21 protein-coding genes are annotated in these 24,944 nt (G+C 73.1%); 4 read left to right on the forward strand and 17 right to left on the reverse strand.

Annotated features, from left to right (window positions below):
* Window positions 1-48 precede the first annotated feature (48 nt).
* The 8 genes from Q1V71_RS16000 to Q1V71_RS16035 all read right to left on the reverse strand — a co-directional run bounded on the left by Q1V71_RS16000 (window position 49) and on the right by Q1V71_RS16035 (window position 10,159).
* Window positions 49-1,284, reverse strand: coding sequence for a hypothetical protein (locus tag Q1V71_RS16000; RefSeq protein WP_300645057.1), 1,236 nt, complete (start codon window positions 1,282-1,284; stop codon window positions 49-51).
* A 260-nt stretch (window positions 1,285-1,544) separates the two neighbouring features.
* Complete coding sequence (locus Q1V71_RS16005; protein WP_300645058.1) at window positions 1,545-2,999, reverse strand: aldehyde dehydrogenase; 1,455 nt, start codon at window positions 2,997-2,999, stop codon at window positions 1,545-1,547.
* A gap of 55 nt (window positions 3,000-3,054) precedes the next feature.
* Complete coding sequence (locus Q1V71_RS16010; RefSeq protein ID WP_300645059.1) at window positions 3,055-4,206, reverse strand: hypothetical protein; 1,152 nt, start codon at window positions 4,204-4,206, stop codon at window positions 3,055-3,057.
* Window positions 4,206-5,354 (reverse strand): phosphotransferase family protein, encoded by a 1,149-nt coding sequence (locus Q1V71_RS16015; protein ID WP_300645060.1) that lies wholly within the window; start codon window positions 5,352-5,354, stop codon window positions 4,206-4,208. Before Q1V71_RS16015 ends, Q1V71_RS16010 begins: the two co-directional genes overlap by 1 nt.
* A gap of 73 nt (window positions 5,355-5,427) precedes the next feature.
* Window positions 5,428-7,158 carry a glycerol-3-phosphate dehydrogenase gene (gene glpD, locus Q1V71_RS16020; protein ID WP_300645061.1) on the reverse strand — a complete coding sequence of 577 codons (1,731 nt, stop codon included), beginning with the start codon at window positions 7,156-7,158 and terminating at the stop codon, window positions 5,428-5,430.
* Between the two features lie 30 nt (window positions 7,159-7,188).
* Window positions 7,189-8,652, reverse strand: coding sequence for an alpha/beta hydrolase domain-containing protein (locus Q1V71_RS16025; protein ID WP_300645062.1), 1,464 nt, complete (start codon window positions 8,650-8,652; stop codon window positions 7,189-7,191).
* Between the two features lie 163 nt (window positions 8,653-8,815).
* Window positions 8,816-9,046 carry a hypothetical protein gene (locus Q1V71_RS16030; protein WP_300645063.1) on the reverse strand — a complete coding sequence of 77 codons (231 nt, stop codon included), beginning with the start codon at window positions 9,044-9,046 and terminating at the stop codon, window positions 8,816-8,818.
* A 114-nt stretch (window positions 9,047-9,160) separates the two neighbouring features.
* Window positions 9,161-10,159, reverse strand: coding sequence for a nitronate monooxygenase family protein (locus Q1V71_RS16035; RefSeq protein WP_300645065.1), 999 nt, complete (start codon window positions 10,157-10,159; stop codon window positions 9,161-9,163).
* On the opposite strand from Q1V71_RS16035, the gene Q1V71_RS16040 reads away from it, so the two are divergent.
* Complete coding sequence (locus Q1V71_RS16040; protein ID WP_300645067.1) at window positions 10,158-10,844, forward strand: hypothetical protein; 687 nt, start codon at window positions 10,158-10,160, stop codon at window positions 10,842-10,844. The genes Q1V71_RS16035 and Q1V71_RS16040 overlap by 2 nt on opposite strands.
* A 16-nt stretch (window positions 10,845-10,860) precedes the next feature.
* Here Q1V71_RS16040 and rnhA read toward each other — a convergent pair whose 3' ends face one another.
* From rnhA to Q1V71_RS16055, 3 genes are read right to left on the reverse strand one after another with little or no spacing between them, the layout of a single operon-like run.
* A complete protein-coding gene (gene rnhA, locus Q1V71_RS16045; protein WP_300645068.1) occupies window positions 10,861-11,343 on the reverse strand; it encodes a ribonuclease HI in 483 nt (160 codons plus the stop codon).
* An 11-nt stretch (window positions 11,344-11,354) separates the two neighbouring features.
* Window positions 11,355-12,338 (reverse strand): carbon-nitrogen hydrolase family protein, encoded by a 984-nt coding sequence (locus Q1V71_RS16050; protein ID WP_367280155.1) that lies wholly within the window; start codon window positions 12,336-12,338, stop codon window positions 11,355-11,357.
* Window positions 12,259-13,365, reverse strand: a complete 1,107-nt coding sequence (locus tag Q1V71_RS16055; RefSeq protein ID WP_300645070.1) for a GuaB3 family IMP dehydrogenase-related protein — start codon at window positions 13,363-13,365, stop codon at window positions 12,259-12,261. Before Q1V71_RS16055 ends, Q1V71_RS16050 begins: the two co-directional genes overlap by 80 nt.
* Window positions 13,366-13,445: 80 nt before the next feature.
* Here Q1V71_RS16055 and Q1V71_RS16060 point away from each other — a divergent pair, with 80 nt between their 5' ends.
* Window positions 13,446-15,542 (forward strand): hypothetical protein, encoded by a 2,097-nt coding sequence (locus Q1V71_RS16060; protein WP_300645071.1) that lies wholly within the window; start codon window positions 13,446-13,448, stop codon window positions 15,540-15,542.
* A gap of 18 nt (window positions 15,543-15,560) precedes the next feature.
* Here Q1V71_RS16060 and guaB read toward each other — a convergent pair whose 3' ends face one another.
* The gene (gene guaB / locus Q1V71_RS16065) at window positions 15,561-17,063 is read right to left on the reverse strand and encodes an IMP dehydrogenase (protein WP_300645073.1); all 1,503 of its coding nucleotides are present in this window, start codon (window positions 17,061-17,063) and stop codon (window positions 15,561-15,563) included.
* Window positions 17,064-17,072: 9 nt separating this feature from the next.
* Window positions 17,073-18,017, reverse strand: a complete 945-nt coding sequence (locus Q1V71_RS16070; RefSeq protein ID WP_300645075.1) for a GNAT family N-acetyltransferase — start codon at window positions 18,015-18,017, stop codon at window positions 17,073-17,075.
* 135 nt (window positions 18,018-18,152) lie between these two features.
* Here Q1V71_RS16070 and Q1V71_RS16075 point away from each other — a divergent pair, with 135 nt between their 5' ends.
* Window positions 18,153-19,673, forward strand: a complete 1,521-nt coding sequence (locus tag Q1V71_RS16075) for a hypothetical protein (RefSeq protein WP_300645077.1) — start codon at window positions 18,153-18,155, stop codon at window positions 19,671-19,673.
* Between the two features lie 55 nt (window positions 19,674-19,728).
* On the opposite strand, the gene groL is transcribed toward Q1V71_RS16075, so the two are convergent.
* Together groL and groES are read right to left on the reverse strand one after the other, a co-directional pair.
* Complete coding sequence (gene groL, locus Q1V71_RS16080) at window positions 19,729-21,357, reverse strand: chaperonin GroEL (RefSeq protein ID WP_300645079.1); 1,629 nt, start codon at window positions 21,355-21,357, stop codon at window positions 19,729-19,731.
* A 117-nt stretch (window positions 21,358-21,474) separates the two neighbouring features.
* Complete coding sequence (groES, locus tag Q1V71_RS16085) at window positions 21,475-21,771, reverse strand: co-chaperone GroES (RefSeq protein ID WP_179530124.1); 297 nt, start codon at window positions 21,769-21,771, stop codon at window positions 21,475-21,477.
* Window positions 21,772-21,982: 211 nt separating this feature from the next.
* On the opposite strand from groES, the gene Q1V71_RS16090 reads away from it, so the two are divergent.
* Window positions 21,983-23,152 carry a class I SAM-dependent methyltransferase gene (locus tag Q1V71_RS16090; RefSeq protein WP_300645080.1) on the forward strand — a complete coding sequence of 390 codons (1,170 nt, stop codon included), beginning with the start codon at window positions 21,983-21,985 and terminating at the stop codon, window positions 23,150-23,152.
* A gap of 56 nt (window positions 23,153-23,208) precedes the next feature.
* Here Q1V71_RS16090 and Q1V71_RS16095 read toward each other — a convergent pair whose 3' ends face one another.
* Window positions 23,209-23,829, reverse strand: coding sequence for an MBL fold metallo-hydrolase (locus Q1V71_RS16095; RefSeq protein WP_300645081.1), 621 nt, complete (start codon window positions 23,827-23,829; stop codon window positions 23,209-23,211).
* A complete protein-coding gene (locus Q1V71_RS16100; protein ID WP_300645083.1) occupies window positions 23,829-24,929 on the reverse strand; it encodes an S-(hydroxymethyl)mycothiol dehydrogenase in 1,101 nt (366 codons plus the stop codon). Before Q1V71_RS16100 ends, Q1V71_RS16095 begins: the two co-directional genes overlap by 1 nt.
* Window positions 24,930-24,944 lie beyond the last annotated feature (15 nt).

Below are 24,944 nucleotides of genomic sequence, written 5' to 3' on the forward strand. Positions count from 1 at the left end.
GCCTACTCCCGCGGGGTCGGGACGGACCGCGCGGGTGGGGGGCACAGGTCAGGGCACCTCGACGTCGACGTCCTTGGTGACCGTCGTGGTGCCACCGGCGGCGAGCACCAGGACCAGGGCGTCGACCGCGGCTCCCGGCACCAGGTCGGCGCGGCTGACCGCCAGCCGCATCGGTGTCGCGGGGCCGGAGTAGCGGACCTTGCCCGTGGCGACCCGTGGGCCCCGCGAGCCGTCGGGGTTCTGCACGAAGGCCTTGGCCACGACCGTCCCGCACGACGCCGGGAAGTTCGAGCACGTGACCCGCGCGGCGAGGAACGGCTTGCCCCCGATGACCCGCTTGTTGACCTTGTCGTTGTCCTCGGTGATGGTGCGCGGCGGCGGCGGGACCGCTGCCGAGGTGAGGCAGACGACGTCGGTGCTGACCGTGCTGGAGGCTCCGGAGTCGTTGTAGAAGCGCTGGCGGAAGTCCCGTGTGGCGGACTCCGCCCCCAGGTGGTAGACCCCTGCGCCCAGCGTCTCGAACGTGCCGGCGACAGCCAGCGAGTCCACGGGGCAGCTGCGGGTGGCGTCCCAGCTCGACCCGTCCGCCACCACGCTGGACGTCGGCGGGACGGCGGCGGTCGGCAGCAGGCCGATCGTCACCGCCTCGGTGCCGGCGACGGCACCGTCGTCGACGCAGTAGACCCAGGAGCTCACCGCGGTGGCGCCCGCACCCTCGAAGGAGTAGGTCCAGCTCGATCCGTCGCTGGTCGAGGCGTTGAGGTAGGCGTCCCCACCGGTCAGCTCCCACCCGGCTCCGACCGCGATCGGCTGCGCCGCCGGGCAGGTCGCGGTGGTGTCGCCGAACCCGTCGAGCTCGACGTCACCGAAGGGGTCCGACGCGGCGCCCTGGCCGAACCCGAGCACGTGACCGCCGGCCGTGGTCGTCCCCAGGCAGGTCACCCGGACGTTGCCGGTGATGCGCACGGGCGAGCCGTTGGAGACCGTGGCGGTCCAGTCCCGGAAGCCGGTACGGCGGTTCTGGCCGATCCCCAGGTCGGCGGCGCGCCCCGTGTGGTCGCTGTCCACCTGGAAGCTGCCGTTGATGGCGATCGTGCCCACCGGGCAGGTGGCCGTGGCCGACGCGGTGGCGCCGGGGTCGACGGCCACGAAGGTCTGGGCCCGCGAGTAGGTCAGGTCCGACGAGGCCGCGTGGGCCGGAGTCGTTGCTGCCGCGAGCGGCAGTGCGAGGGCCAGGGCGCACAGCAGCGCCCCCGTCCTGCGTCGAGCGCGCCAGATGCGCATGGTGATTCCTCTCCCCCTGACGTGGCACCCTCCCGGGCCACGTTCCATCGCGACGCTAGCCACGGGGAGCCCTGCTGCCCACAGGTAAAGACTTCAGGTTCTCTTCACGGCGCCCGGGACGTCGCGACGGGCCCCGCGAGCCCCTCGCCCACGCTCCGGTCCAGCCCAGCTGACCAGTCACCCCGACCGGACAACCCGACCAGTCATCCGGACCAGACAGGCGGGTCGGAGGGGTGGACCGGATGGTGGCCGGTCGGCGATCAGCCGGCCGGGAGCGGGGTGTAGATCGACTTCAGCTCGGTGTACTGGCCCAGGCCCTCGGGGCCGAACTCGCGCCCCAGCCCGGAGGCCTTGAAGCCGCCGAAGGGGGCGGCGAAGTCCATCGTGTAGGTGTTGATGCCGTAGGTGCCGGTGCGGACGCCGCGGGCCACCTCGAGACCGGCCTCCACGTCGGCGGTCCACACGGTGCCGGCGAGCCCGTAGTCGGAGTCGTTGGCGATCCGCACGGCGTCCTCGACGCCGTCGTAGGCGATGACCGACACGACCGGGCCGAAGATCTCCTCCTGGGCGATCCGCATCCGGTTGTCGACGTCGGCGAAGACGGTGGGCCGGACGTACCAGCCGTGGTCGAGGCCCTCGGGCATCCCGACGCCGCCCGCGACGAGGCGGGCGCCCTCCTCCTGCCCGAGCGCGATGTACTTCTGCACCCGCTCCTGCTGGCGCTGGGCCACCATGGGGCCGATCTCGGTGGCGGGGTCCATCGGGTCACCGACGCGCATCCCGCCGATGCCCTGGGCGATCGCGTCGACCAGCTCGGCCTGGCGCGAGCGCGGCACCAGGACGCGGGTCTGCGCGACGCAGGCCTGCCCGGAGTTCATCACCGAGAGGAACTTCAGCCCCTCGACGGTGGTGGTGAGGTCGGCGTCCTCGAGCACGATCGCGGCCGACTTGCCGCCCAGCTCGAGGGAGACCCGCTTGAGCTGCTCGCCGCACACGGCGCCGATCGCGCGGCCGGCGGCCGTGGACCCGGTGAAGGCGACCTTGTCCACGCCGGGGTGCGCCACCAGGTGCTGGCCGACCTCGCGACCGCCGGCGACGATGTTGATCACGCCGGCCGGGACGCCGGCCTCCTGGAGCAGCTCGGCCATCAGGTAGCAGTCCAGCGGCGACTCCGGCGCGGGCTTGACCACCACGGTGCAGCCGCTCAGCAGGGCCGGCACGACCTTGGACAGCACGGTGAACTGCGGGACGTTCCACGGCGGGATGGCCGCGACCACGCCGACCGGCTCGTGCCGCACGACCACGTCGGAGCCCAGGGCGCCGGGGCGGGTGGCCTCCCACGGGAACTCCCGGGCGATCGCCAGGAAGGCCTCGATCTGCATCCACGGCGCGGGGGCCTGGGCCAGCTGGGAGAAGGAGGTCGGCGAGCCCATCTCGAGGGTGATCAGCTCGGCCATCTCGGTGAGCTTGCCGGCGTAGAGCATCGAGAACGCCTCGATCACCGCGATCCGCTCGGCCGGCGACATCCGCGGCCACGGGCCGTGGTCGAAGGCCTGGCGGGCAGCGGCGACGGCCGCGTCGACGTCGGCGTACGACGCCTCGGGGACGGTGGCGATGACCTGCTCGGAGTGCGGGGAGACGACCTGGATGGTCGAGGTGGTCTCGGGGGCGCGCCAGCCGCCGTCGATGTAGAAGGCGTCGCGGTCGAGGGTCATGTCGGCTCCAGATGTGAGGGAGTGGATGGGTTTCGAGACGGGACTTCGTCCCTCCTCAACCAGCGGCCACGGAGAAGAAGTCGGTGAAGCCGGACGGCTCGTGCTTGCCGACGCAGAAGTGCTCGAAGAGGCCGAAGCCCTCGGCGGTGCCGCTCCCCCGCGAGGGCTCGGTGACGACGGCGCGGCCGACGTGGTCGACGCAGCCGAACATCAGCATGCTCCGCACGGCGTCGCTGGTGAGGTCGTAGGTGCGGCGCTCGACGAACTCCTCGCCGTGCCACTGCCCGTGCAGCCAGTCCTGGTCACCGCCGTACCCGCCGCCGAAGTGCAGCGGAGCCGCGAGCCGGGACTCGACCTCGAGGCGCAGCGGGCCCTGGCGGGTCTGGCACTCGATGCTCGCACCGGTGGGCAGCCGCCCGCCGGGGGTGTAGTGGATGGTGACCTGCGGCCAGCCGAGCTGCTCGACCCGACCGTCTCCCCACACGCGGGTGCAGTCGTTGAGGGTGCGGGTGCCCTCGCCGTCCTCCTGGATGATCAGGCAGATCATGTAGTCGTCGAAGCGCATCGGGACGTAGAGCCACCACATGCCGTCGAAGTCGGCCGGTCGTCCGGCGGGCTCGGCCTCCCCCACCGGGCGGATGCCCCAGGAGCGGTCGCGCGAGCCGACCCAGGTGTCCGGGCTGACGGCGATCTCGGTGCCGTCGACCGACAGCGAGCCCGACCAGGTGCCGACCTGCGCGAAGCGCTGGGCGTCGAGCACGACCCGGGTGCCCTGGCGCATGACGTGCCGCTGCTCCTGCACGACCTCGAAGGAGCCCTCCCAGGTCAGGTCGCAGGCGAGGCCCTCGGTCTCCTCGAGCACCATCCGGATCTTGTGCAGCGGCTCGATGACCTCGAGCCGGTACCCGCCGACCCGCTGGTCGAGCTGGCTGTGGCCGTCGTCGATCGCGCCGCCCAGGTGGACGGCGGTCTGCTCGGTGCCGCGCGTGACGAGGAAGTAGGCGTCCTTGGTGCGCAGGTTGGGGTAGTAGCCCATCCCGCTGATCACGAAGATGTCGCCGGTGCGGTCGTGGGCGTTGAAGTAGCAGCGGTCGTAGAAGTGCCGGTCGCTCGGCCCGGGCCAGCCGATCGGCTGCGGGACCTGGTGGATCGGGTACTCGTCGAGGGGGCCCAACCCGCCGCGGGCGCTGCCCTGAGATGCGGCCATCAGGCGCCGACCCTCTCCAGGATCGAGAGCAGCAGCGGCTTGCAGTGGAACAGCGACTCGATGTCGTCGGGCATCTCGATCTCGCCGAAGTGCACCTGGCGCGCGCCGGTGCGCATGAAGACGATGCACCACATCAGGCCGTTGTAGACGTGGTACCAGTCGAGGTCGCCGAGCTGGACTCCGGACTTCTCGGCGTACGTCGCCACCACGTCCTCCTCGCGCAGGAAGTGCGGCATGCCGGGCAGCTCGAGCATCCCGACGATGGACTCGAAGACCTGGTGGGCGAAGAGCAGCCAGCTCACGTCGAGCGCGCGCGGGCCGAGGGTGACCATCTCCCAGTCGAGGACGGCGACCGGCTCGAAGTCGCGGTAGATCACGTTGCCGATCCGGGCGTCGCCCCAGCACAGCACCGGCTCGCCCTGCTCGGCCTCGGACGGGATGTGCGCCTCGAGCCAGGCCAGCGCCCGCTCGGCGGTCGGCGAGGGCGCGAGGTCGCGGACGGCGAAGTCGTACCAGGCGCGGACCTTGGCCAGGTTGCGGTGCAGCAGCGTCTCGCCGACCTGCTCGGGGGCGAGGTAGCCGAACCGGTCGAGCGGGTCCGGGATCGCGTGCAGCCGGGCGAGGACGTCGACGGTGGCGTCCTGGAGGCGCCGCTGGTCGGCTCGTTCGGCGTCGTAGAGCCAGTTGTCGCCGAAGGGGTAGGGCAGCACGTCGGGCGGGACGACGCCCTCGACCCGGTCCATGAGGAAGGAGGGGGTGCCGAGGACCTCGCCGGCCTCGTCGAGCCACCGCACGCCCGGGACCGGGACGTCGGTGAGCTCCCCGACCTGGCGGATGACCTCGAACTGGTGGCCGAGGTCGTAGCGCGGGAAGACCGGGAAGTCCTGGGGAGCGGGGGCGACGCGGGCGACGAGCGGGTGCGACGTGCGCTGCCCACCCTCGGTCCAGGTGGCGTCGAGGACCAGCGTCTCGGAGGACATGCCGTTGGAATCGATGCCGCTGTGCAGCACGACCTCGGGGTCCGCGCCCTCGGGCAGCAACGTGGACAGCCACCGCTCGAGCGCCGCGGGCACCAGCGCGGCGTCCCGGCTGCTGCGCTGCATCTTCAGGTCGGCCGGGGGCGCCTCGGGAGGTGTTGCCTGGGTCACACGGACACCTTCCTAGAACGTGTTCTAGGTGTCAACAGATTCGTTGACACGTGTCAGGTGACCGGCGCCTCGCTCAGACGAGGTCGGTGACCTGCACCCGCGCCTCGTCGGCCTCCTGGTCGGTGAGCTTGAGCTGGGACTGCCGCTCGGCCTCGACCCGGCGCAGGTAGTGCGCGACCTCCTGGGCGATCCGGGCCTCGTCCCAGCCGAGGACCTCGGCCATCAGCCGGGCGGCGTGCGGGGCAGCCCGGACGCCGCGGTCGAAGGTCTCGATCGAGATCCGGGTGCGTCGGGTCAGCACGTCGTCGAGGTGCAGCGCACCCTCGTGGGTCACGGCGTAGACGACCTCGGCCGCGAGGTGGTCCTCCGCGCCCTCCAGCGGCAGCGCGAGCTGGCGTCGGGAGGCGACGAGGGCCAGCAGGTCGTCGACCTGCCCGCCGTACCGGCCGAGCAGGTGGTCGATCCGCGCCACGTGCAGCCCCGAGCGTCGCGCGAGCAGCACGCGCTGGTTGCTGCGGGTCTCGTAGGACTCGGCGCCGTCGAGGGGGACGCGGTCGGTGATCGACTCGCGCACCGTGCCCGTGCCGGTGGCCTTGAGGCTGTGGGCGGCGGCGTCGATGGCGTCGCGCGCCATGACGCGGTACGTCGTGTACTTCCCGCCCGCGATCATCACCAGGCCGGGCACGGGGGTCACCACGGTGTGCTCGCGCGAGATCCGCGAGGTCGGCTCGGACTCCCCCGACAGCAGCGGCCGGAGCCCGGCGTACACGCCCTCGACGTCCTCGTGGTCCAGCGGCTCGCGGAGGATCCGGTTGACGTGGTCGAGGATGTAGTCGATGTCCTTGCGGCTGGCCGCGGGGTGGGCCTTGTCGAGGTCCCACGGGGTGTCGGTGGTGCCGATGATCCAGTGGCGACCCCAGGGGATGACGAAGAGCACGGAGGTCTCGGTGCGCACGATGAACCCGGTCTCGGAGCGGATCCGGTCGCGCGGGACCACGATGTGCACGCCCTTGGACGCCTGCACGTGCAGGGCGCCGCGCCCGCCGACCATGTCCTGGATCTCGTCGGTCCAGACCCCGGCGGCGTTGACCACGACCCGGGCCCGGACCTCCAGGTCCTGGCCGTTCTCGAGGTCGCGGGCGGTCACGCCGACCACCCGCTCGCCCTCGCGCAGGAAGCCGGTGACCTTGACCCGGGTGGCGACGTGGGCGCCGTGGCGGGCGGCGGTGCGGGCGACCGCGACGACCAGGCGCGCGTCGTCGACCTGGCAGTCGTAGTAGCGGATGGCGCCGGTGATGGTGTCGGTGCGGAAGTCCGGGGCCATCCGGGCGACCTGGCGGCGGGTGAGGTGCCGGTGCAGCGGCACCCCCATGTCGTACTTCCCGGCCTTGGCCATGCCGTCGTACAGGGCCAGGCCGGCGCCGACGTAGGCGCGCTCCCAGACCGGCTTGGTCAGCGGGTAGAGGAACGGCACCGGGCGCACGAGGTGCGGGGCGAGCCGGGTCAGCAGCAGCCCGCGCTCCTGCAGGGCCTCGCGGACCAGGCCGAAGTCCATCATCTCCAGGTAGCGCAGCCCGCCGTGGATCAGCTTGCTGCTGCGGCTGGAGGTGCCGCTGCCGAGGTCGCGCTGCTCGAGCAGGCCGGTGCTGAGGCCGCGGGTGACGGCGTCGAGCGCCACCCCGGTCCCGGTGATGCCGCCACCGACGACGAGCACGTCCAGCTCGGGCTCACCCGCCTGTCCGGTCATCGCGGCCAGGGCGGCGTCTCGCGCGTCGGGTCCGAGGGCTCCAGGCGTGGGAGTCATGGCTCCACTGTGCCAGGTCCCTCGACGACCTCAGCCGCCGAAGCGCGGCGGCCGGTAGTCGGTGCACTCCTCGGTCGCCGTCGGGTAGCGGTCTCGCACCGCGCAGGCCCGCCGCATCTGGTCCCGGGCGTCGGCGGGCAGCAGCCAGCCCCGCCGCACGGCCCGGTCGGTGGCCCGGGCCAGCCGCTGCTCGTAGTCGGCGTACGTCGAGTAGCGCTGCTGCAGGGTCAGCGGGTCGAACGGGACGGTGGTGCCGCCGAGCTCGCAGTCCGTGGAGCGGTACGTCGCCACCGGGACCTCCACGGGCGGCAGCCGCATCCCGCCGAGCACGTTGCCGTCGGCGTCGCGGGCCGGGGTCACGCCGTCGGCGGCGTACTCGAACCGGGGCGCGGGGCGCGGCCGCTCGCCGGTGCGGATCCACTCCTCGAGCTCGCGGAGCGCCGTGTTGACGGCGTACCTCATGGGGAAGGAGGCGCCGGCCACGATGCAGCCGGCGTAGAGCGGGTTGAGCGCGGACTGGCCGTAGTCGCCGGCGGCCTCGATGGCGTCGCGGTAGCCCTGCTCGTCGACCTGGGGCAGACCGACCACGCGCTGGCCGGAGCCGAAGACCTGCTGGTAGCCGATGAAGAGGCCGGCGTGCGCGGAGCCGGCGACCTCCCAGAGCCGGTAGAGCGGGTCGTCGTCGGCGGTGCCGGTCGACTCGGCCCAGTCGCTGTTGAGCTGGAGCACCGGGACACGCAGCCGCGGCTCGTACTCCAGCCCGGCCAGGCCGCCGTGGACCAGGAACCCGTCGATCACGCCCGCCCCGTCGCGGAAGGCCCGCACGATCCCGGCCAGCCGGCCCGCGGACTGCGACTGCCCCGCAGCCACGACCCGCTCGACCCGCAGCCCGCCCATCGGGCGGACGTCGCCGACCTGCCGGGTGCGGAGCGCGCGGGCGACCTGGAGGAACATGTCGTCGGCGTACGCGTCGCCGGGGTGGTCGATGGCGGCGTAGCGCACCGGGTCCCACACCTGGGGGGTCAGCGGAGTGCAGCACAGGCCGGCGGCCTGGGCGCTGACGTGGACGAACGCCCAGCCGCTGCGCAGCAGCTCCTCGCGACCCTCGAGGCTGTCGACGGCGTTCTCGAACTGGGCGGTGACGTTGACCCACTCCAGCATCACCGCGCCGTTGAAGTCGCGCTGGCGCTGGGGACGGGTGATGACCACCCGCGTGGTGTACGGCGCGGTCGACCCGTCGGCGGCGCGGGCCGTACCGGAGACGAAGAGCTCCTGCTCGGTGTAGCCGAAGGGCTCCAGCTGGTGCCAGGAGTCCCACATCGGGCGGCCCTGGATGCCGGCCGGCGGGAGGCTGAGGGTCGGGAGCGGGACCCGGGCCCGTCCGCCCTCGGCGGCTCCGGCGCTGCTGGGCGCCGCGCCCGCGACGGTCGGCACCGGCGGCGTCGCCGCCAGCAGGGTCAGGAGCAGAAGGACGACGAGCAGTCTGCGGAGCACGCCGCCTCAACGAGCCGCGTGTGACGGCGGTTACGTCCGGGCCGGGCGACGGATGCTCGTCAACGAGCGGGCACACGTCGCCTGGCGACCCGAGTCGAGAGCCGAGTCCCGCGGCGAGGCGGTACCAGCTCGGGACTTGTGCCCGCTGGTTGACGACGCGGACTCAGGAGCGTCCGTGACCGTTCCTGCCGTCGCCGACCGAGCGGGCCGTCATCGAGCCGAAGTCGCGGTTGATGGTCTTCTCGCCGCGCACCTGGAAGTGGTCCAGGTCGTCGCGGCCCTGCCCGCCCTGGAGCCGCCGACGCTGGCGGCGGCTGTCCCACAGGTCGACGAGGAGGTAAGCCACCACCCCGAGCACGACCAGTCCGACGAAGATCATCCAGCCGACCGACATCACACACCTCCCGACGGGCCCGGCGCCCGGAGGACCAGTCTGCCCCCACCGTCAACACCCACCGTCACCATGCGGCGCGATGCGCCGTCAGGATCCGTCCGTGCCGAGCCCGGGTCAGCCCAGGCGCGCGTGACCCGCGTCGAGGGCGGCCCGGCACCCCACCCACATCTCGCGTACGACGTCGGCGACCGGGCGCACGGAATCGATCCGGCCTGCGACCTGCCCGGTGTTGGCGAGGCTGGCGTCCAGGTCGCCGTCGAAGTAGAGCTCCTGCACCCGGTCCATCAGCTTGTCCGCGGGCGGGTCGGCCGCCCACGCGTGGGCGCGCTCGGTGGCGATGACCCGCATCGTCGGGTTGCCGGGGACGCTGACGAGCATCGTGCCGGTCTCGGGGGCCGCGACGACGGCGTCGGTGAAGGCGGGGTGCACGCCGGACTCGTGGGTGGCCAGCATCCGGGTGCCCATCTGCACGCCCTCGGCGCCGAGCACCATGGCGGCTGCCATCGAGGTGGCGTCGCAGATGCCGCCGGCGGCGATGAGCGGCAGCGAGGTGCGCGAGGCCACCAGGGGCAGCAGCACCATCGTGGAGGCGCCCGTCGCGCCCTTGAACCCGCCGCCCTCGACGCCCTCGACCACGAGGCCGTCGACGCCGGCGGCCTCGGCCTTGAGCGCGGCACGCAGCGTGCCGACGACGTGGAAGACGGTGATGCCGGCGTCCTTGAGCCGGGCGGTGAACAGCCCGGGGTCACCGGCCGAGGTGGCGACGTACGAGACCCCGGACTCCACGAGGGTGTCGACGATGGAGTGGTCGTGCTTCCAGCCTCCCACCAGCAGGTTGGCGCCGACCGGCTTGTCGGTGAGCTCCTTGACCCGCAGCAGGTCCTCGCGGCCCTCGGGGGTGAGGGTCTCGATGATGCCCATGCCCCCGGCCTCGGAGACGGCCGCGGCGAGCCGGGCCCGGGCGATGAAGGTCATCGGGGCCTGGACGATCGGGACGTCGACGCCGAGGAGCTGCTGCACGCGGTTCACGCCAGGCACCGTAGCCGCCGCCACCGAGCGGTCGCTCGGGCGGGTGGGCGTGCCCGGGCGTACCGCGGGGAACCACAAGGACATGTGGACGACCCTGCTCTACGCCGGTGGCGCCTCCCTCCCGCTCGCGGTCGGGGCGGCCGTCGGCGTGCGCTGGCAGCCGCCGCAGCGACTGGTCGCCGCGCTGCTGGCCTTCGCCGCCGGCGCACTCGTGGTGAGTGCGGCCTTCGAGCTGTTCGAGCCGGCGTACGAGGACGGCGGGGCGGGGCGGGCGACGGCGGCCTTCCTGGCCGGCGCGGTCGTGTTCGTCGTGGCCGACGGCCTGCTGGAGCGTCGCACCGCGGGCAGCACGGCCGGCTTCGCGCTGCTGGCCGGCGTGACCCTGGACGGCATCCCGGAGAACGCCGCGCTCGGGGTCTCGCTCAACGACGCCGCGAGCGTGGCCCTGCTGGTCGCGATCTTCGTGTCCAACGTGCCGGAGGCGGTGGCCGGGGCCCGCTCGATGGTCGAGCGCGGCCGCAGCCCGCGATTCGTCCTGGGCGTCTGGTGCGCCACGACCGTGCTGCTGGCGCTCGCCGTGGTCGCCGGCCGCTACCTCTTCGCCGGGGCCGGCCCGCAGGCGCTGGCCTGGCCGCTGGCCTTCGCCGGTGGTGCGGTGCTCGCCTCGGTGATCGACACCCTGGCGCCGGAGGCGTTCGGCGAGGGAGGTCCGTTGATCGCGCTCGCGAGCGCGGCCGGCTTCGTCACGGGCTTCCTGCTCGGCGCGTGACCGCGCAGTACGAAGCTCAGCCGACCGGCCCGGCCGCTCCCCGAGCAGTTTCGACGGCCTCGGTCAGCCCGCGCGCGGCGAGCCGGTCGGCCCGCTCGTTGCCCTCGTCGCCGGCGTGGCCCTTGACCCAGTGCCAGGTGACGTCGTGCAGCTGGCAGGCGGCGTCGAGCTCCTTCCAGAGGTCGACGTTCTTGACCGGCTGCTTGGCCGAGGTCAGCCAGCCGTTGCGCTTCCACCCGGTGACCCAGGACGTGATGCCCGAGCGGACGTAGGTGGAGTCGGTGTAGAGCTCGACCCGCACCCGACGGGTCAGCACGGTCAGCGCCCGGATCGGGGCGGTGAGCTCCATCCGGTTGTTGGTGGTCTGGCCGGCCTCGCCGCCGCACAGCTCCAGCTCGTGGGAGCCGATCCGCAGCAGCGCGCCCCAGCCGCCGGGGCCGGGGTTGGGCACGCACGCGCCGTCGGTGTGGATGGTGACGGTCTCGGGCTGGTCCTGCACGAAGGACATCCTCACCCGAGTCGGTCGGCGTGCATGGTCTGGCGCGCGCGCACGTCGGCGAGCCACGCGAGGTCGACGTCGGCGACCGCCAGCCCGGGCTCGGTCCCGAGCGCCGCGAGCTCATGGCCCTCGGGGTCGAGCACGCACGAGCCGCCGGTGATCGGCCGGTCCCCGCAGCGCCCCAGGGCGGCCCCGGCGACGACGTACATCCCGTTGTCGAGCGCCCGGGCGGGCAGCGAGACCTCGCGGCCGCGGGTCGAGCCCTCGAGGTAGGCCGTCGACACGGCGTACACCTCGGCGCCGGCGGCGGCGGCCGCCGCGGCGTGCTCGGGGAAGCGGCTGTCGTAGCAGATGGCCAGGCCGACGCGGACGCCCTCGACGTCGAGCACGCACGGCCGGTGCGGGCCGGGGGTGAACCAGCCGGTCTCGAGCCGGTCGACGTGCTGCTTGTCGTACGCCGCCTCGACCGAACCGTCGGGGCGGACCACCACGGTGCTGAGCCGCATCCGGTCCCCGCGCAGCAGGGGCGTCGACACCAGCACCGTGCAGGAGACCTCCCGAGCGGCCCGACCCAGGGGCGCGAGAAGCTCGTCAAGCACCTCCACCCGCGGTCGGCCGCTGGCACGCACCTGGTCGAAGGCGTCCCAGTCGTAGCCGGTGAGGAAGGCCTCGGGCAGCACCAGCAGCCGCACGCCACGCTCCCCGGCGTCACGGGTGAGCCCGGCGGCCAGGGCCACGTTGGCCGCGAGGTCGCCGTTCACCGGGACCGCCTGCCCCGTCGCGACCCTCAGCACCGCCGAGCCGTCACCTTCGAACCCTCGAGACGTCACTTCCGCGTCCACGGGGTATCGGGACCGGTCCGGCGCTGGACAGAACTGACGGGTCGGTGGTTCAGAAGTGACGGTTCGGCCATCGCTACTCGACGACGACCTCGACGCGCTGGAACTCCTTGCAGTCGGTGTAGCCAGTGGTGGCCATCGACCGCTTGAGGGCACCGATGAGGTTCATCGTGCCGTCGGCGACGCGGGAGGGGCCGAAGAGGATCTCCTCGATCGTGCCGACGGTGTCGAACTGGACCCGCTGGCCACGCGGCAGCTCGGGGTGGTGGGCCTCGGTGCCCCAGTGGAAGCCCCGGCCCGGGGCGTCGGTGGCGCGGGCGAAGGGAGAGCCGACCATGACCGCGTCGGCGCCGCAGGCGATCGCCTTGGCGATGTCGCCGGAGGTGCCGATCGAGCCGTCGGCGATGACGTGGACGTAGCGGCCGCCGGACTCGTCGAGGTAGTCGCGGCGGGCGGCGGCGACGTCGGCCACCGCGGAGGCCATGGGTACGGCGACGCCGAGCACGGTCCGCGTGGTGTGGGCCGCTCCCCCGCCGAACCCGACGAGCACGCCGGCGGCACCGGTGCGCATGAGGTGCAGCGCCGCGGTGTGGGTCGCGCAGCCGCCGACGATGACCGGGACGTCGAGCTCGTAGATGAACTCCTTGAGGTTCAGCGGCTCGGCCTGGCTGGAGACGTGCTCGGCGGAGACGGTCGTGCCGCGGATGACGAACATGTCCACGCCGGCGTCGACGACGGCCTTGGCGAACTCCTTGGTGCGCTGGGGCGACAGCGACCCGGCGACGGTGACGCCCGCGGCGCGCATCTCGCGCAGCCGCTCGGTGATGAGGTCGGGCTTGATCGCCTCGGTGTAGATCTCCTGCATCCGGCGGGTGGCCTCGGTGCCGGTGAGCGCGGCGACCTCCTCCAGCAGCGGCTCGGGGTCCTCGTAGCGGGTCCAGAGGCCCTCGAGGTTGAGCACGCCGAGGCCGCCGAAGCGACCCATCGCGATGGCGGTGCTGGGCGACATCACCGAGTCCATCGGCGCGGCGATCACGGGCAGGTCGAAGCGGTAGGCGTCGATCTGCCAGTGCGTGCTGACCTCCTCCGGGTCACGGGTGCGCCGGGACGGCACGATCGCGACGTCGTCGAAGGAGTACGCACGCCGGGCGCGCTTGGCCTGGCCGATCTGGATCTCGGTCACCGGAGCAGGTTATCGGCTGCGCTCTTCCGCCGTCGCCGCGGACGGAGCAGGATGCGAAGCCCGACCTCCGAGGAGCGACCGTGCGACTGCTGACCCTCGCCCTGACCCTCGCCCTCACCCTCTCGGCGAGCCTCATGCTGGCGCCCGTCCCCGCCGCCCACGCGGCCACGACCTACACGTGGCAGGGCACCGAGAGCAACGACTGGGGCAACCGGAAGAACTGGCAGCCCGAGGGCGTGCCGCAGAACGGCGACTCGGTGGAACTGGGTCCCGGCCCGCGTCCGACCATCACCGGCGTCCGCGACGTCACCCTCGCCAGCCTCAAGGTCACCGGTTCCGACGCCGGCCTGGTCTCGATGTCCGGCGACGCGACGGTGACGGTCGGCAACCTGCAGTGGCAGGGCGGCGACATCAACGTCGGGCTGACGATCTCGGCCCCGCCCTTCGACCCGCAGCCGTCCTTCATCGCGCGCCAGGAGGTGCCGATGCGCTTCGGCGGTGCGCCCGACCAGACCCTGACGGTGCTCAGCAGCCTGTCCCTGCTCACCGGGCCGATCGGTGGCGACGACCCCTGGCTCACCCTCACCAACGACGCCGACATCCGGGTCGCGAGCACCGGCACGTTGCTGCTCGACCCCGGGGCCGAGATCCTCGGCAGCCGCTGCTGCACCGCCGGCACCTCCACGATCACCGTCGACGGGAAGCTGGAGGTCTACTCCGTCACCGGCGCGACCGGTTTCGTCGCCGACCTGCGCGAGGTCGGCCTCGACCTCGCTGGCGACGTGACGGTGCCGCCGGGGAACACGCTGCGGATCACCGGCGGCCCTGTCCGGGTCGGGGGTGACACCGTCGCGGGCACGGTGGGCGACGCCACGATCGGCGGCGGAGGCGTCGTCGACGTCGCGGAGACCGAGGGCCCGTCGTACGACCCGGCGAACCCGCGGCGACCGGACAACTCGATGAAGTTCCTCGACGACGGCGAGGAGCTGACGCTGCGCGACGACACCGTGCTGCGTCTCGGGCCCGCCAGCGAGGTCTCCGGCGTCGGCAGCATCGTGGGCGACGGCTCCGTCCGTCTGGCAGGTACGACGGTGCAGGGGCGCCTCACGATCGCCGACGGCGTCTCCGCCAGCACCGAGGCCGGCACCCGCACGACCCTCGACCCCGACGGGTCGCGCCCGAACGTGACCGGTGTGCTCGTCCCCGAGGGCGACCTGCGCCTGGACCCGGGTTCCACGCTGCGGGTGCTCGGGGGCGGCGGGCGGCTCGCCGTGCCCGATGACGCGACCCTCGAGGTGCCGGCTGGGTCGGTGCTCGACTCCGGGGGCTGCTGCGTCGACACCGGGCGGGTCACGCTGGCCCCGGACGCGCGGATGGTGGTCGGTCGGGACACGGGCGGGGGCGACGGCGACCCCGCGGTGCTGCGCTGGGTCGAGCTGGGCGGCAACGGCACGATCGAGCACACCGGGGCCTCGACCTGGGACGTGCCGCCCACAGCCTTCACCAGCGGCGCCCGGATCACGGGCGAGGGCACGATCACCGGCGACCTCCCGGCCGGGCCGTCCGAGGTGCGCCCCACCGGCGTGCTGACCGTCGACGGCGATCTGACCACCAACCCGGCCGGCAGCTACCGCCCCGAGCTCGACATCCGCCGCGACGTGCTGCTGGCCCCGAGACGGCTGGTCGTCACCGGCACCGCGGCGCTGTCCGGGCGGCTGCGACCCATCGGCGACACCACCTACCCCGCAGGACGTCGCGTGGTGGTGCTGGAGGCCGGGCGGGTCACCGGCGGCTTCCGCTGCGCGGTCGCGGGCGGCACGCTCATGGACCAGCGGGCCACGGACGTGGGACTGGTCGGCATCCGCGCCCGGGTCTCCGACTGCCTGGCGCCGGCCCCGGCGGCGCTGCCCACCGAACGGGTCCGTGGCGGGGTGCGGGCGGACCTGCAGCCGCCGGCCGGTGCGACCGGGGTCCTCGTGGAGGTGGCACTGTCGCGGGTGCGGCGCGCCACCACGATGCGGCTGGACGCCGGCCGGGGCACGGTCCGGGTGCAGGTGCCGCGCGGCTCCTCGACCCGGCTGCTGGAGGTGCCGATCGCGACCGGCGAGGACCTCACCGTCCGGCTCGGCGCCTCCGGTCGGATCCGGCTGGAGCAGGTCGGCTGGGTCAGCCCCTGAGGCCCTCGGCCCCGGGCGTCAGCGACCCGTGTAGTTGGGCGCCTCGACCGTCATCTGCACGCCGTGCGGGTGCGACTCGGTCAGCGAGGCCTGGGTGATCCGGACGAACCGACCCTTCTGCTGCAGCTCGGTCACGGTGCGCGCGCCGACGTAGAACATAGTCTGGTTGAGCCCGCCGATGAGCTGGTGGGCGACGGCGGCCAGCGGGCCGCGGTAGGCCACCTGGCCCTCGATGCCCTCGGGGACGATCTGGTCGTCGGAGGTGACCTCGGCCTGGAAGTAGCGGTCCTTGGAGTAGGACTTCTTGCCCCGTGAGGACATCGCACCGAGCGAGCCCATGCCGCGGTAGGCCTTGAACTGCTTGCCGTTGACGAAGACCAGGTCGCCCGGCGACTCCTCGCAGCCAGCGAGCAGCGAGCCGAGCATCACGCAGTCGGCGCCGGCCACGATCGCCTTGCCGATCTCGCCGGAGTGCTTCATGCCGCCGTCGGCGATGAGCGGGACGCCGGCGGGCTTGGTGGCCAGCGAGGCCTCGTAGACCGCGGTGACCTGCGGGACGCCCACGCCGGTCACGACGCGGGTGGTGCAGATCGAGCCGGGGCCCACGCCGACCTTCACGGCGTCGGCACCGGCGTCGACGAAGGCCTGGGCGCCCTCACGGGTCGCGACGTTGCCGCCGATCACCTGCACGTGCTTGGTGGCCGGGTCGGTCTTGAGCCGCTGGACCATCTCCAGCAGCATCCGCACGTTGCCGTGGGCGGTGTCGGCCACGAGCACGTCGACCCCGGCCTCGACCAGGGTCGTGGCGCGCTCCCACGCGTCGCCGAAGTACCCGATGGCCGCGCCGACCAGGAGGCGGCCGTCGGCGTCGTACGTCGCTTTGGGGAACTGCTCGCCCTTGACGAAGTCCTTGACCGTGATCAGCCCGACCAGGCGGTCGTCGTCGTCGATGAGCGGGAGCCGCTCGCGCTTGTGCTTGCGCAGCAGCAGCGTCGCCTCCTCACGGGAGATCCCGGCGTGACCGGTGATCAGCGGCATCGGCGTCATCATCTCGTCGACCTTGGTGGTCGCCCACTCCGCGACCGGGGTGAAGCGCAGGTCGCGGTTGGTGATGATGCCGAGCAGGCGGTTGTCGGGGTCGACGACGGGCAGGCCGGAGACGCGGTACTCACCGCAGATGCGGTCCAGCTCCTCCAGCGTCGCGTCGGGGCCGATGGTGACGGGGTTGGAGATGATCCCGGTCTGGGTCCGCTTCACCAGGTCGACCTGGTAGGCCTGGTCCTGGATCGACAGGTTGCGGTGCAGCACGCCGATGCCGCCCTGCCGGGCCATCGCGATCGCCATCCGCGACTCGGTGACGGTGTCCATGGCCGCACTGAGCAGCGGCACGTTGAGGGTGATCTCCCGGGTCAGCCGCGACGAGGTGTCGATGTCGGCCGGCGCCAGGTCGGAATGACCCGGCAGGAGCAGGACGTCGTCGTAGGTGAGACCGAGGGCGGCGAACTTCTCCGGGAGCTCCACTCCCCCATCCTACGGTCGGGCGAGCGGCCTCAGGTCACGGACCGGCACCCGCACGGTCAGCCGGTCCCCGGCCATCCGGATGCGACCTCGCATGCCGGCCGAGAGCACCATCGGCAGCACCGCCTGGTTGTCGGCCTGGGTCTCCAGCACGACGTCCGTGGCACCGATCGTGTGCGCCAGCCGGCACACGTCGCCCAGCAGCCGGGTCCCGATGCCGCGACGCTGCCAGGCGGCGTCCACCCTCAGCGTGACCGGCCGCACGACCGCGCCCTCGTCGTCGGGACCGGGCGGCACCGGGGCGTGCACGGTCGCGAGCCCCACGACCGCCCCGTCGACGACGGCGCGGACCACGTCCCCGTCCACGACGTACGACGGCACCGACCCGACGCCGAGCCGCCGGTTGCCCGCCGGGGCGACCGGCGGTGGCGCCGGGGTCGCGCTGCGGCGCAGCACGTCGCTGACCAGGTCAGCGAGAGCCGCGCCACGCACCCGCTCCACGTCGGTGAAGGGCACCGCCCGGCGCACCTGCACCTGCACGTCGCCGACGGTCACCTCCAGGGCGTCGAGGACCCGGTCCTCCGGCGCGCCGGCGGGCGCGGGCTCGGACACGGCGTCGAAGAGCTGCGCGACGACCTCGGGGAACGCCTGCGGTCGTTGAAGGATCCGCCGCGCGGCCGCGACGTAGCGCGCCGGTTGGTCGGTGAGGGCCTCGGCCGTGCAGGGCAGGGCAGCGAGGTGTCGCCAGCCCGCCGACTCCACCAGCAGGGCCACCTCCGCCACCCCCCAGCCCTCAGGGGTCTCGACCACCAGCTCGTCGGTGACGGCGTCGACACCGGGGAACACCTGCACCGCACGGATGTCCACGCCCCGCTCCGCGCACTCGCGTGCGAGGTCGGCGAGGCCGCCGGGCCGGTCGGGCAGGCTGGCGCGCACTCTCCACAACATGCGGCCCATGGCAGCAGGCTCGTGTTTCGCGGTTGTTGCAGCGAGGTGACCCGGGCGACCGCGCGCCCGCCCGGGGACCACTGGTCGCTGCCAGGAGGTGGCACGCTGAGCGCCGTGTGGAGCAGCGGGTCCTGGCGGGGGCGGGTGAGCAGGGCGGTCGAGGACCGTCGGGCGCCGCTGGTGCTGGCCCTCGTGGCGGTGCTGCTGCGCCTGGCGACCCTGGGCCGACCGCCCGGGCCCGACGAGGCGGGCCTGCTCCTGGTCGCCCGGTCGTGGGCCCCCTCCGCCGAGGAGCTCTACGGCCCGTTCTTCGTGGACCGTCCGCCCCTGCTGCTGGCACTCTTCCGGCTGGGGGACGCCCTGGGCGGCCTCGCCGGCACCCGGGTGTTGACCGCGCTGGCCTGCGGGGTCACCGTCCTCCTGGCGGCGTACGCCGGCAGGTCGGTCGCCGGCGAGCGGGCTGCCGGCTGGGCGGCCCTCGCAGCCGCGGCGACCTGCACGAACCCGCTCATCGCCGTCGGCACGGCCATGCCCGAGCTGCTCGGGCTCCCGCTGGTGCTGGGCGCAGTCGTGCTGGCCCTGTGCTCGGTCCGGCAGCGGCGGGAACACCGGTGGCGCGCCGTGGCCCTGGCGGGTGCGGCGGGCATCAGCGGGGCCAGCGCCGTGTGCGTCAAGCAGAGCCTGGGCGGCGGCCTGGTCTTCACCGGGGTGCTGCTGGTCGCGGCGACCGTGCTGGGCCGGCTGGGACCGCGCCGGCTCGTCGCGACCGTCCTGGCCGCCGGCGCCGGCGCGGCCGTGCCGGTGCTCGCCTGCCTGGGGTGGGCGGTGGCGGCCGGGGTCGAGCCGGGGACCCTGTGGTACGCCGTGGCCACCTTCCGCGAGGACGCCTCCGTCGTGCTGGCAACCCAGCCGGCCGCGGCGCCCCTGGGTCGCGCCGGAGTGCTGGTGCTGGCCGCGGTGGCGACCGGGCTCGTGCTGGTCGTCGGGGGCTTCGTCGTGCACGCCCAGGGCGAGTGGAGCGACGACCCGACGCTCACGTCCGCGGTTGCGGCGATGCTGGCCGCCGACCTCGCCGCGCTCGTGGTGAGTGGCAGCTACTGGCGCGACTACCTCTTCGCGCTGGTGCCCTCCACGGCCCTCGCGGCCGCCCTCCTGGCCCGGCGTCGACCCGCCCGACGGGGCACGGCCATGCGCGGGGCCGTGACGTTCACCGCGCTCTCGACCGTCGTCGGGCTGGTCGGGTGGGCGCTCCTCCAGGTCAGCGGGGCGCAGGGCTACCCCGAGCGCGACACCGCCCGTGCCCTGCGGGAAGCGTCCGCACCCGGTGACACCCTGACGGTCTTCGGGGGTCGGGCGCACCTGCAGCTGGGCAGCGGGCTGGACTCGCCCTACCCGCACCTGTGGTCACTGCCCATGCGCACCCTGGACCCCGACCTCGAGCAGCTGCGTCGCCTGGTGGACGGGGAGGGGCGCCCGACGTGGCTGGTGGAGTGGGTCGACTTCACGACCTGGACTCCGGCCGCCGGGACGCTGCTCGCGGACGCCGTCGCCGAGCACTACGAGCGGGCCGGGACCACCTGCGACGGGCACCCGGTCTGGCTGGCGCGCGGCACCGACCGGCCCGCCGTCGTACCCGACTGCGGGGGGTGGGCGGACCTCGGATGAGGACGACCCCCGCCGGACCAGGTCCGACGGGGGTCGTCTCGAGGAGCTGAGGCGGTCAGTGACCGTGCCCGTGGCCGTGGCCGTGGCCACCGGCGGCGGAGGCGTCCTCGTCCTCGGGCTTCTCGACGATCAGCGTCTCGGTCGTCAGCAGCATCGCCGCGATGGAGGTCGCGTTGACCAGCGCGGAGCGGGTCACCTTGACCGGGTCCAGGACGCCCTGGGCGACCAGGTCGCCGTACTCGCCGGTGGCGGCGTTGTAGCCGTTGCCGAGACCGAGCTCGCGCACCTTGGTGGTGATGACGTAGCCGTTCTCGCCACCGTTCTCGGCGATCCAGCGCAGCGGCTCGTCGGCGGACTTGCGCACGATGCGGACACCGAGCGCCTCGTCGCCCTCGAGGCCGAGGTTGTCGTCGAGCACGGAGACGGCGTGGACCAGCGCGGAGCCGCCGCCGGGGACGATGCCCTCCTCGATGGCCGCACGGGTCGCGGAGACGGCGTCCTCGATGCGGTGCTTCTTCTCCTTCAGCTCCACCTCGGTGGCGGCGCCGACCTTGATCACGCACACGCCGCCGGCCAGCTTCGCGAGGCGCTCCTGGAGCTTCTCGCGGTCCCAGTCGGAGTCGGTGGCCTCGATCTCGGCCTTGATCTGGGAGACGCGACCCTCGACGGCCGAGGAGTCACCGCCGCCCTCGACGATCGTGGTGTTGTCCTTGGTGACCACGACGCGGCGGGCGGTGCCGAGCACCTCGAGACCCACCTGGTCGAGCTTGAGCCCGACCTCGGGGGCGACGACCTGGCCGCCGGTGAGGACCGCGATGTCCTGCATCATCGCCTTGCGGCGGTCACCGAAGGCGGGGCTCTTCACCGCGACGGCGTTGAAGGTGCCGCGGATCTTGTTGACCACCAGGGTCGAGAGCGCCTCGCCCTCGACGTCCTCGGCGAGGATGAACAGCGGCTTGCCGGCGGCGATGACCTTCTCCAGCAGCGGGAGCAGCTCGGAGACCGAGGAGATCTTGCCCTGGTGCAGGAGGATGTAGGGGTCCTCGAGGACGGCCTCCATACGCTCGGGGTCGGTCACGAAGTACTGCGACAAGTAGCCCTTGTCGAACTGCATGCCCTCGGTGAAGTCGAGCTCGGTGCCCATCGTGGAGGACTCCTCCACGGTGATGACACCGTCCTTGCCGACCTTGTCGAAGGCCTGGCTGAGCAGGTCGCCGATGTGCTTGTCGCGGCTGGAGATGGTGGCGACCGAAGCCATGTCCTCGACCGACTCGACCTCGCGGGCGGCGGCCTTGAGGGCCTCGCCGACGGCCTCGGCGGCCTTGTCCATGCCGCGCTTGAGACCCATGGGGTTCGCGCCGGCGGCCACGGCGCGCAGGCCCTCGTGGACCATCGCCTGGGCGAGCACGGTCGCGGTGGTGGTGCCGTCACCGGCGACGTCGTTGGTCTTGGTGGCGACCTCCTTGCACAGCTGGGCGCCGAGGTTCTCGAACGGGTCGTCGAGCTCGATCTCACGAGCGACGGTCACGCCGTCGTTGGTGATGGTCGGCGCGCCCCACTTCTTGTCCAGCACGACGTAGCGGCCCTTGGGGCCGAGGGTCACCTTGACGGTGTTGGCGAGCGCGTCGACGCCGCGCTCGAGGGCGCGGCGGGCGTTCTCGTCGAACTCCAGGATCTTGGGCACTACTACTCCTTGTTCAGGGGCCCGGGCTCAGGGCACGGACGGGGAAAGCAGATCGGGTCGTGCGCCGGCGCCCGTCGGGACACAGGCGCACGACCCGGGGTCAGCCGAAGGGGTTGGTCAGCCGACGATGGCGAGCACGTCGCGGGCCGAGAGGATGAGGAACTCGTCCCCGCCGTACTTGACCTCGGTGCCGCCGTACTTGCTGTAGATGACCTTGTCGCCCACGGAGACGTCCATGGGGATGCGCTCGTCGCCGTCCTCGTTGAAGCGGCCCGGGCCCACGGCCACGACCTCGCCCTCCTGGGGCTTCTCCTTGGCGGTGTCCGGGATGACCAGGCCGGAGGCCGTGGTCTGCTCGGCGTCGAGCGGCTTGACGACGATCCGGTCCTCGAGGGGCTTGATGTTGACCGACACTGTTGTCGACCTCCACTTTCTGCACGGTGGGTTCACGAACGTGGGTGCCGCCTGCGGGGGTGCGCCGTCGCGGGGGCCGCACCGGTGCAAGCGCTGGCACACTCGGGTCGAGAGTGCCAAGGCAGAAACTAGCACTCACCCCCAGCGAGTGCCAGGGGAGGCCCTCCCCCGTCCAGCCAGGTCCGGGCTCGGACCTGGGAGGATCGCCCCCGTGGACCTCGAGGCCTTCCGGTGGCTGCTGACCGACGACGGGCAGGCGCTCCTCGCCGAGGCGGAGGGGTACGCCGACGTCGACCCGCTGGCGGCGCAGACCCGGCTGCGGCGTACCGCCTCGGCCGAGCACGCGGCCGCGGCCCTCACCCAGGTCAGCCTGCGTCGGCGGGCCGAGCCGAAGTTCGGCGACCTGGCCGCCCGGCTGTACTTCACCCCCGACGGGCTGGAGCAGGCCACCCGCCCGGCCGTGGCCCGGCACCGTGCGGCCCGGCTGCAGGCCTTCGAGGCCCGCAGCCTGGTCGACCTGGGGTGCGGCATCGGTGGCGACCTGCTCGCGGCCGCCGAGGTCGGGATCGTGTGCGCGGGGGTCGACCTGGACCCGGTGCGGGTGGCCGTCGCCGAGGCCAACCTGGCCGCGCTCGGGCTGCCTGGTGCGGTGATGGTGGCCGACGCGACCGAGGTCGACACCACGCCGTTCGACGTCGCCTTCGCCGACCCCGCGCGCCGCTCGGCCCGCGGGCGGAGCTTCTCGGTCGACGACTGGACGCCGCCGTGGTCCTTCGTCGCGGGGCTGCTGCGCCGGGACTCCTGCGTCAAGGTCGCCCCCGGCATCCTGCACGACCTGGTTCCGCCCGGCGTCGAGGCCGAGTGGGTCAGCGACCACGGCGAGGTCAAGGAGGCAGCCCTGTGGGCGGGCTCCCTGGCGACCTGCGCGCGGCGCGCGACCGTGATCGGCCGCGGCGGGCTGGCCACCCTCACCGACGAGGACGACCCCGGCGCGGCCGCCGTCGGCACCGGACCGGTCGGCGCCTACCTCTACGAACCCGACGGGGCGGTGATCCGCGCCGGCCTGGTCACGGCGGTCGCCGCGGGGGTGGGCGGGTGGCTGCCGGACGAGCACCTGGCCTACGTCAGCAGCGACGCGGCGTACCGCTCCCCCTTCGCGCGGGGCTACCGCGTGCGCGAGGAGCTGCCCTACCGCGAGAAGCAGCTCAAGGCCGCGCTGCGCGAGCGCGGGATCGGCCGGCTGACGATCAAGAAGCGCGGCGTCGACGTGGTCCCCGAGGAGCTGCGCAAGCGGCTGGCGCTCTCCGGCGACGACGAGGCCACCCTGGTCATGACCAGGGTGGCCGGTGCCGGCACGGCGCTGCTCGTCGACCCGCTCTGAACGGGTCGTGCCCCCCAGCGTGCGTCGGTGCGCACGCTGGGGGGCACGAGTCGACCTCAGCCCAGCAGGGCCTTCTCGGCGCCGATGGTGGTGTCGTCGCCGTGGCCGGTGTGCACGACGGTGTCGTCGGGCAGCTGCCACAGGTTCGCGCGGATCGAGGCCTCGAGGGTGGGGCGGTCGCTGAAGGAGCGGCCGGTCGCGCCGGGGCCGCCCTGGAACAGGGTGTCGCCGGTGAAGACGACCCCGAGCGCGGGCGCGTGGAAGCAGACCGCCCCCGGGGCGTGGCCCGGAGTGTGGATCGCCCGCAGCGTGGTGCCGCCGACCTGCACCTCGAAGCCGTCGGCGAGGTCGACGTCCCACAGGTGGTCGGTGTGGGTGAGCTCCCACAGCGGCTTCTCCGCCGGGTGCAGCATGATCGGCGCACCCTGCCCACCGTTGGCGCGCTCGCGCAGCGCCGGCGCGACGCGGCAGTGGTCGTCGTGGGCGTGGGTCAGCAGGATCGCCCGGACGCTGCGCTCCCCCACCACGGCCATGATCGCCTCGACGTCGTGCGGCGCGTCGATGACCACGCATTCCTTCTCGTCACCGACGACCCAGATGTTGTTGTCCACCTCGTGGGTCTCCCCGTCCAGGGAGAAGGTGCCGGAGACGACCGCGTGGTCGATGCGTGCCGTCATCAGAGGACCACGACCGAGCGCAGCACGCCGCCGTGGTGCATCGTCTCGAAGGCCGCCTCGACGGCGTCGAGCCCGATCTCCTCGGTGACGAACGCGTCGAGGTCGAGCCGGCCCTGGCGGTAGAGGTCGACGAGCATCGGGAAGTCCCGGGAGGGCAGACAGTCGCCGTACCAGCTGGACTTCAGCGAGCCGCCACGGCCGAAGACGTCGATCAGCGGGATCTCGGGGATCTTCATGTCCGGGGTCGGCACGCCGACCAGGACCACGGTGCCGGCCAGGTCGCGGGCGTAGAACGCCTGCTTCCAGGTCTCCGGACGACCCACGGCCTCGACCACGACGTCGGCGCCGTCGGCACCGTCGTAGTACCGCGCGCAGATCTCCTTGACCGCCTCGACCGGGTCGGTGGTGCTGGAGTCGACGGTGTGGGTGGCGCCGAGCTGCTTGGCCTTCTCCAGCTTCTTGGCGTCGATGTCGATGGCGATGATCGGGCTGGAGCCGGCGAGCGCCGCGCCGGCGACCGCTGCCACGCCGACACCACCGCAGCCGATGACGGCCACGCTGCGACCGCGGGTCGCACCACCGGTGTTGATGGCGGCACCGAGGCCGGCCATCACGCCGCAGCCGAGCAGACCGACCGCGGCCGGGCGGGCCTCGGGGTCGACCTTCGTGCACTGACCGGCGGCGACCAGGGTCTTCTCGGCGAAGGCGCCGATGCCCAGCGCCGGGGACAGCTCCGTGCCGTCCTCCAACGTCATCTTCTGCTTCGCGTTGTGGGTGGCGAAGCAGTACTGCGCCTCCCCGCGCTTGCACGCCCGGCACTGGCCGCAGACCGCACGCCAGTTCAGCACCACGAAGTCACCCGGCGCCACCTCGGTCACGCCCTCGCCGACGGCCTCCACCACGCCCGCGGCCTCGTGGCCGAGCAGGAAGGGGAAGTCGTCGTTGATGCCGCCCTCGCGGTAGTGCAGGTCTGTGTGGCAGACCCCGCAGGACTGCACCTTCACGACCGCCTCGCCCGGACCCGGGTCCGGGACATTGATGGTGACGACCTCGACGGGGGCGCCCTTGCTCATGGCCACGACGGCCTTCACCTGCTGCATGGGTCACAGCCAACC

This window comes from Nocardioides sp. (assembly GCF_030149505.1).
GTDB lineage: Bacteria > Actinomycetota > Actinomycetes > Propionibacteriales > Nocardioidaceae > Nocardioides.

Coding starts and splice junctions, on each gene's coding strand:
- Q1V71_RS16000 (WP_300645057.1), bottom strand. CDS start 1,284: ATGCGCATCTGGCGCGCTCGACGCAGGACGGGGGCGCTGCTGTGCGCC.
- Q1V71_RS16005 (WP_300645058.1), bottom strand. CDS start 2,999: ATGACCCTCGACCGCGACGCCTTCTACATCGACGGCGGCTGGCGCGCC.
- Q1V71_RS16010 (WP_300645059.1), bottom strand. CDS start 4,206: ATGGCCGCATCTCAGGGCAGCGCCCGCGGCGGGTTGGGCCCCCTCGAC.
- glpD (WP_300645061.1), bottom strand. CDS start 7,158: ATGACTCCCACGCCTGGAGCCCTCGGACCCGACGCGCGAGACGCCGCC.
- Q1V71_RS16030 (WP_300645063.1), bottom strand. CDS start 9,046: ATGTCGGTCGGCTGGATGATCTTCGTCGGACTGGTCGTGCTCGGGGTG.
- Q1V71_RS16040 (WP_300645067.1), top strand. CDS start 10,158: ATGTGGACGACCCTGCTCTACGCCGGTGGCGCCTCCCTCCCGCTCGCG.
- Q1V71_RS16035 (WP_300645065.1), bottom strand. CDS start 10,159: ATGTCCTTGTGGTTCCCCGCGGTACGCCCGGGCACGCCCACCCGCCCG.
- Q1V71_RS16070 (WP_300645075.1), bottom strand. CDS start 18,017: ATGGGCCGCATGTTGTGGAGAGTGCGCGCCAGCCTGCCCGACCGGCCC.
- Q1V71_RS16095 (WP_300645081.1), bottom strand. CDS start 23,829: ATGACGGCACGCATCGACCACGCGGTCGTCTCCGGCACCTTCTCCCTG.
- Q1V71_RS16100 (WP_300645083.1), bottom strand. CDS start 24,929: ATGCAGCAGGTGAAGGCCGTCGTGGCCATGAGCAAGGGCGCCCCCGTC.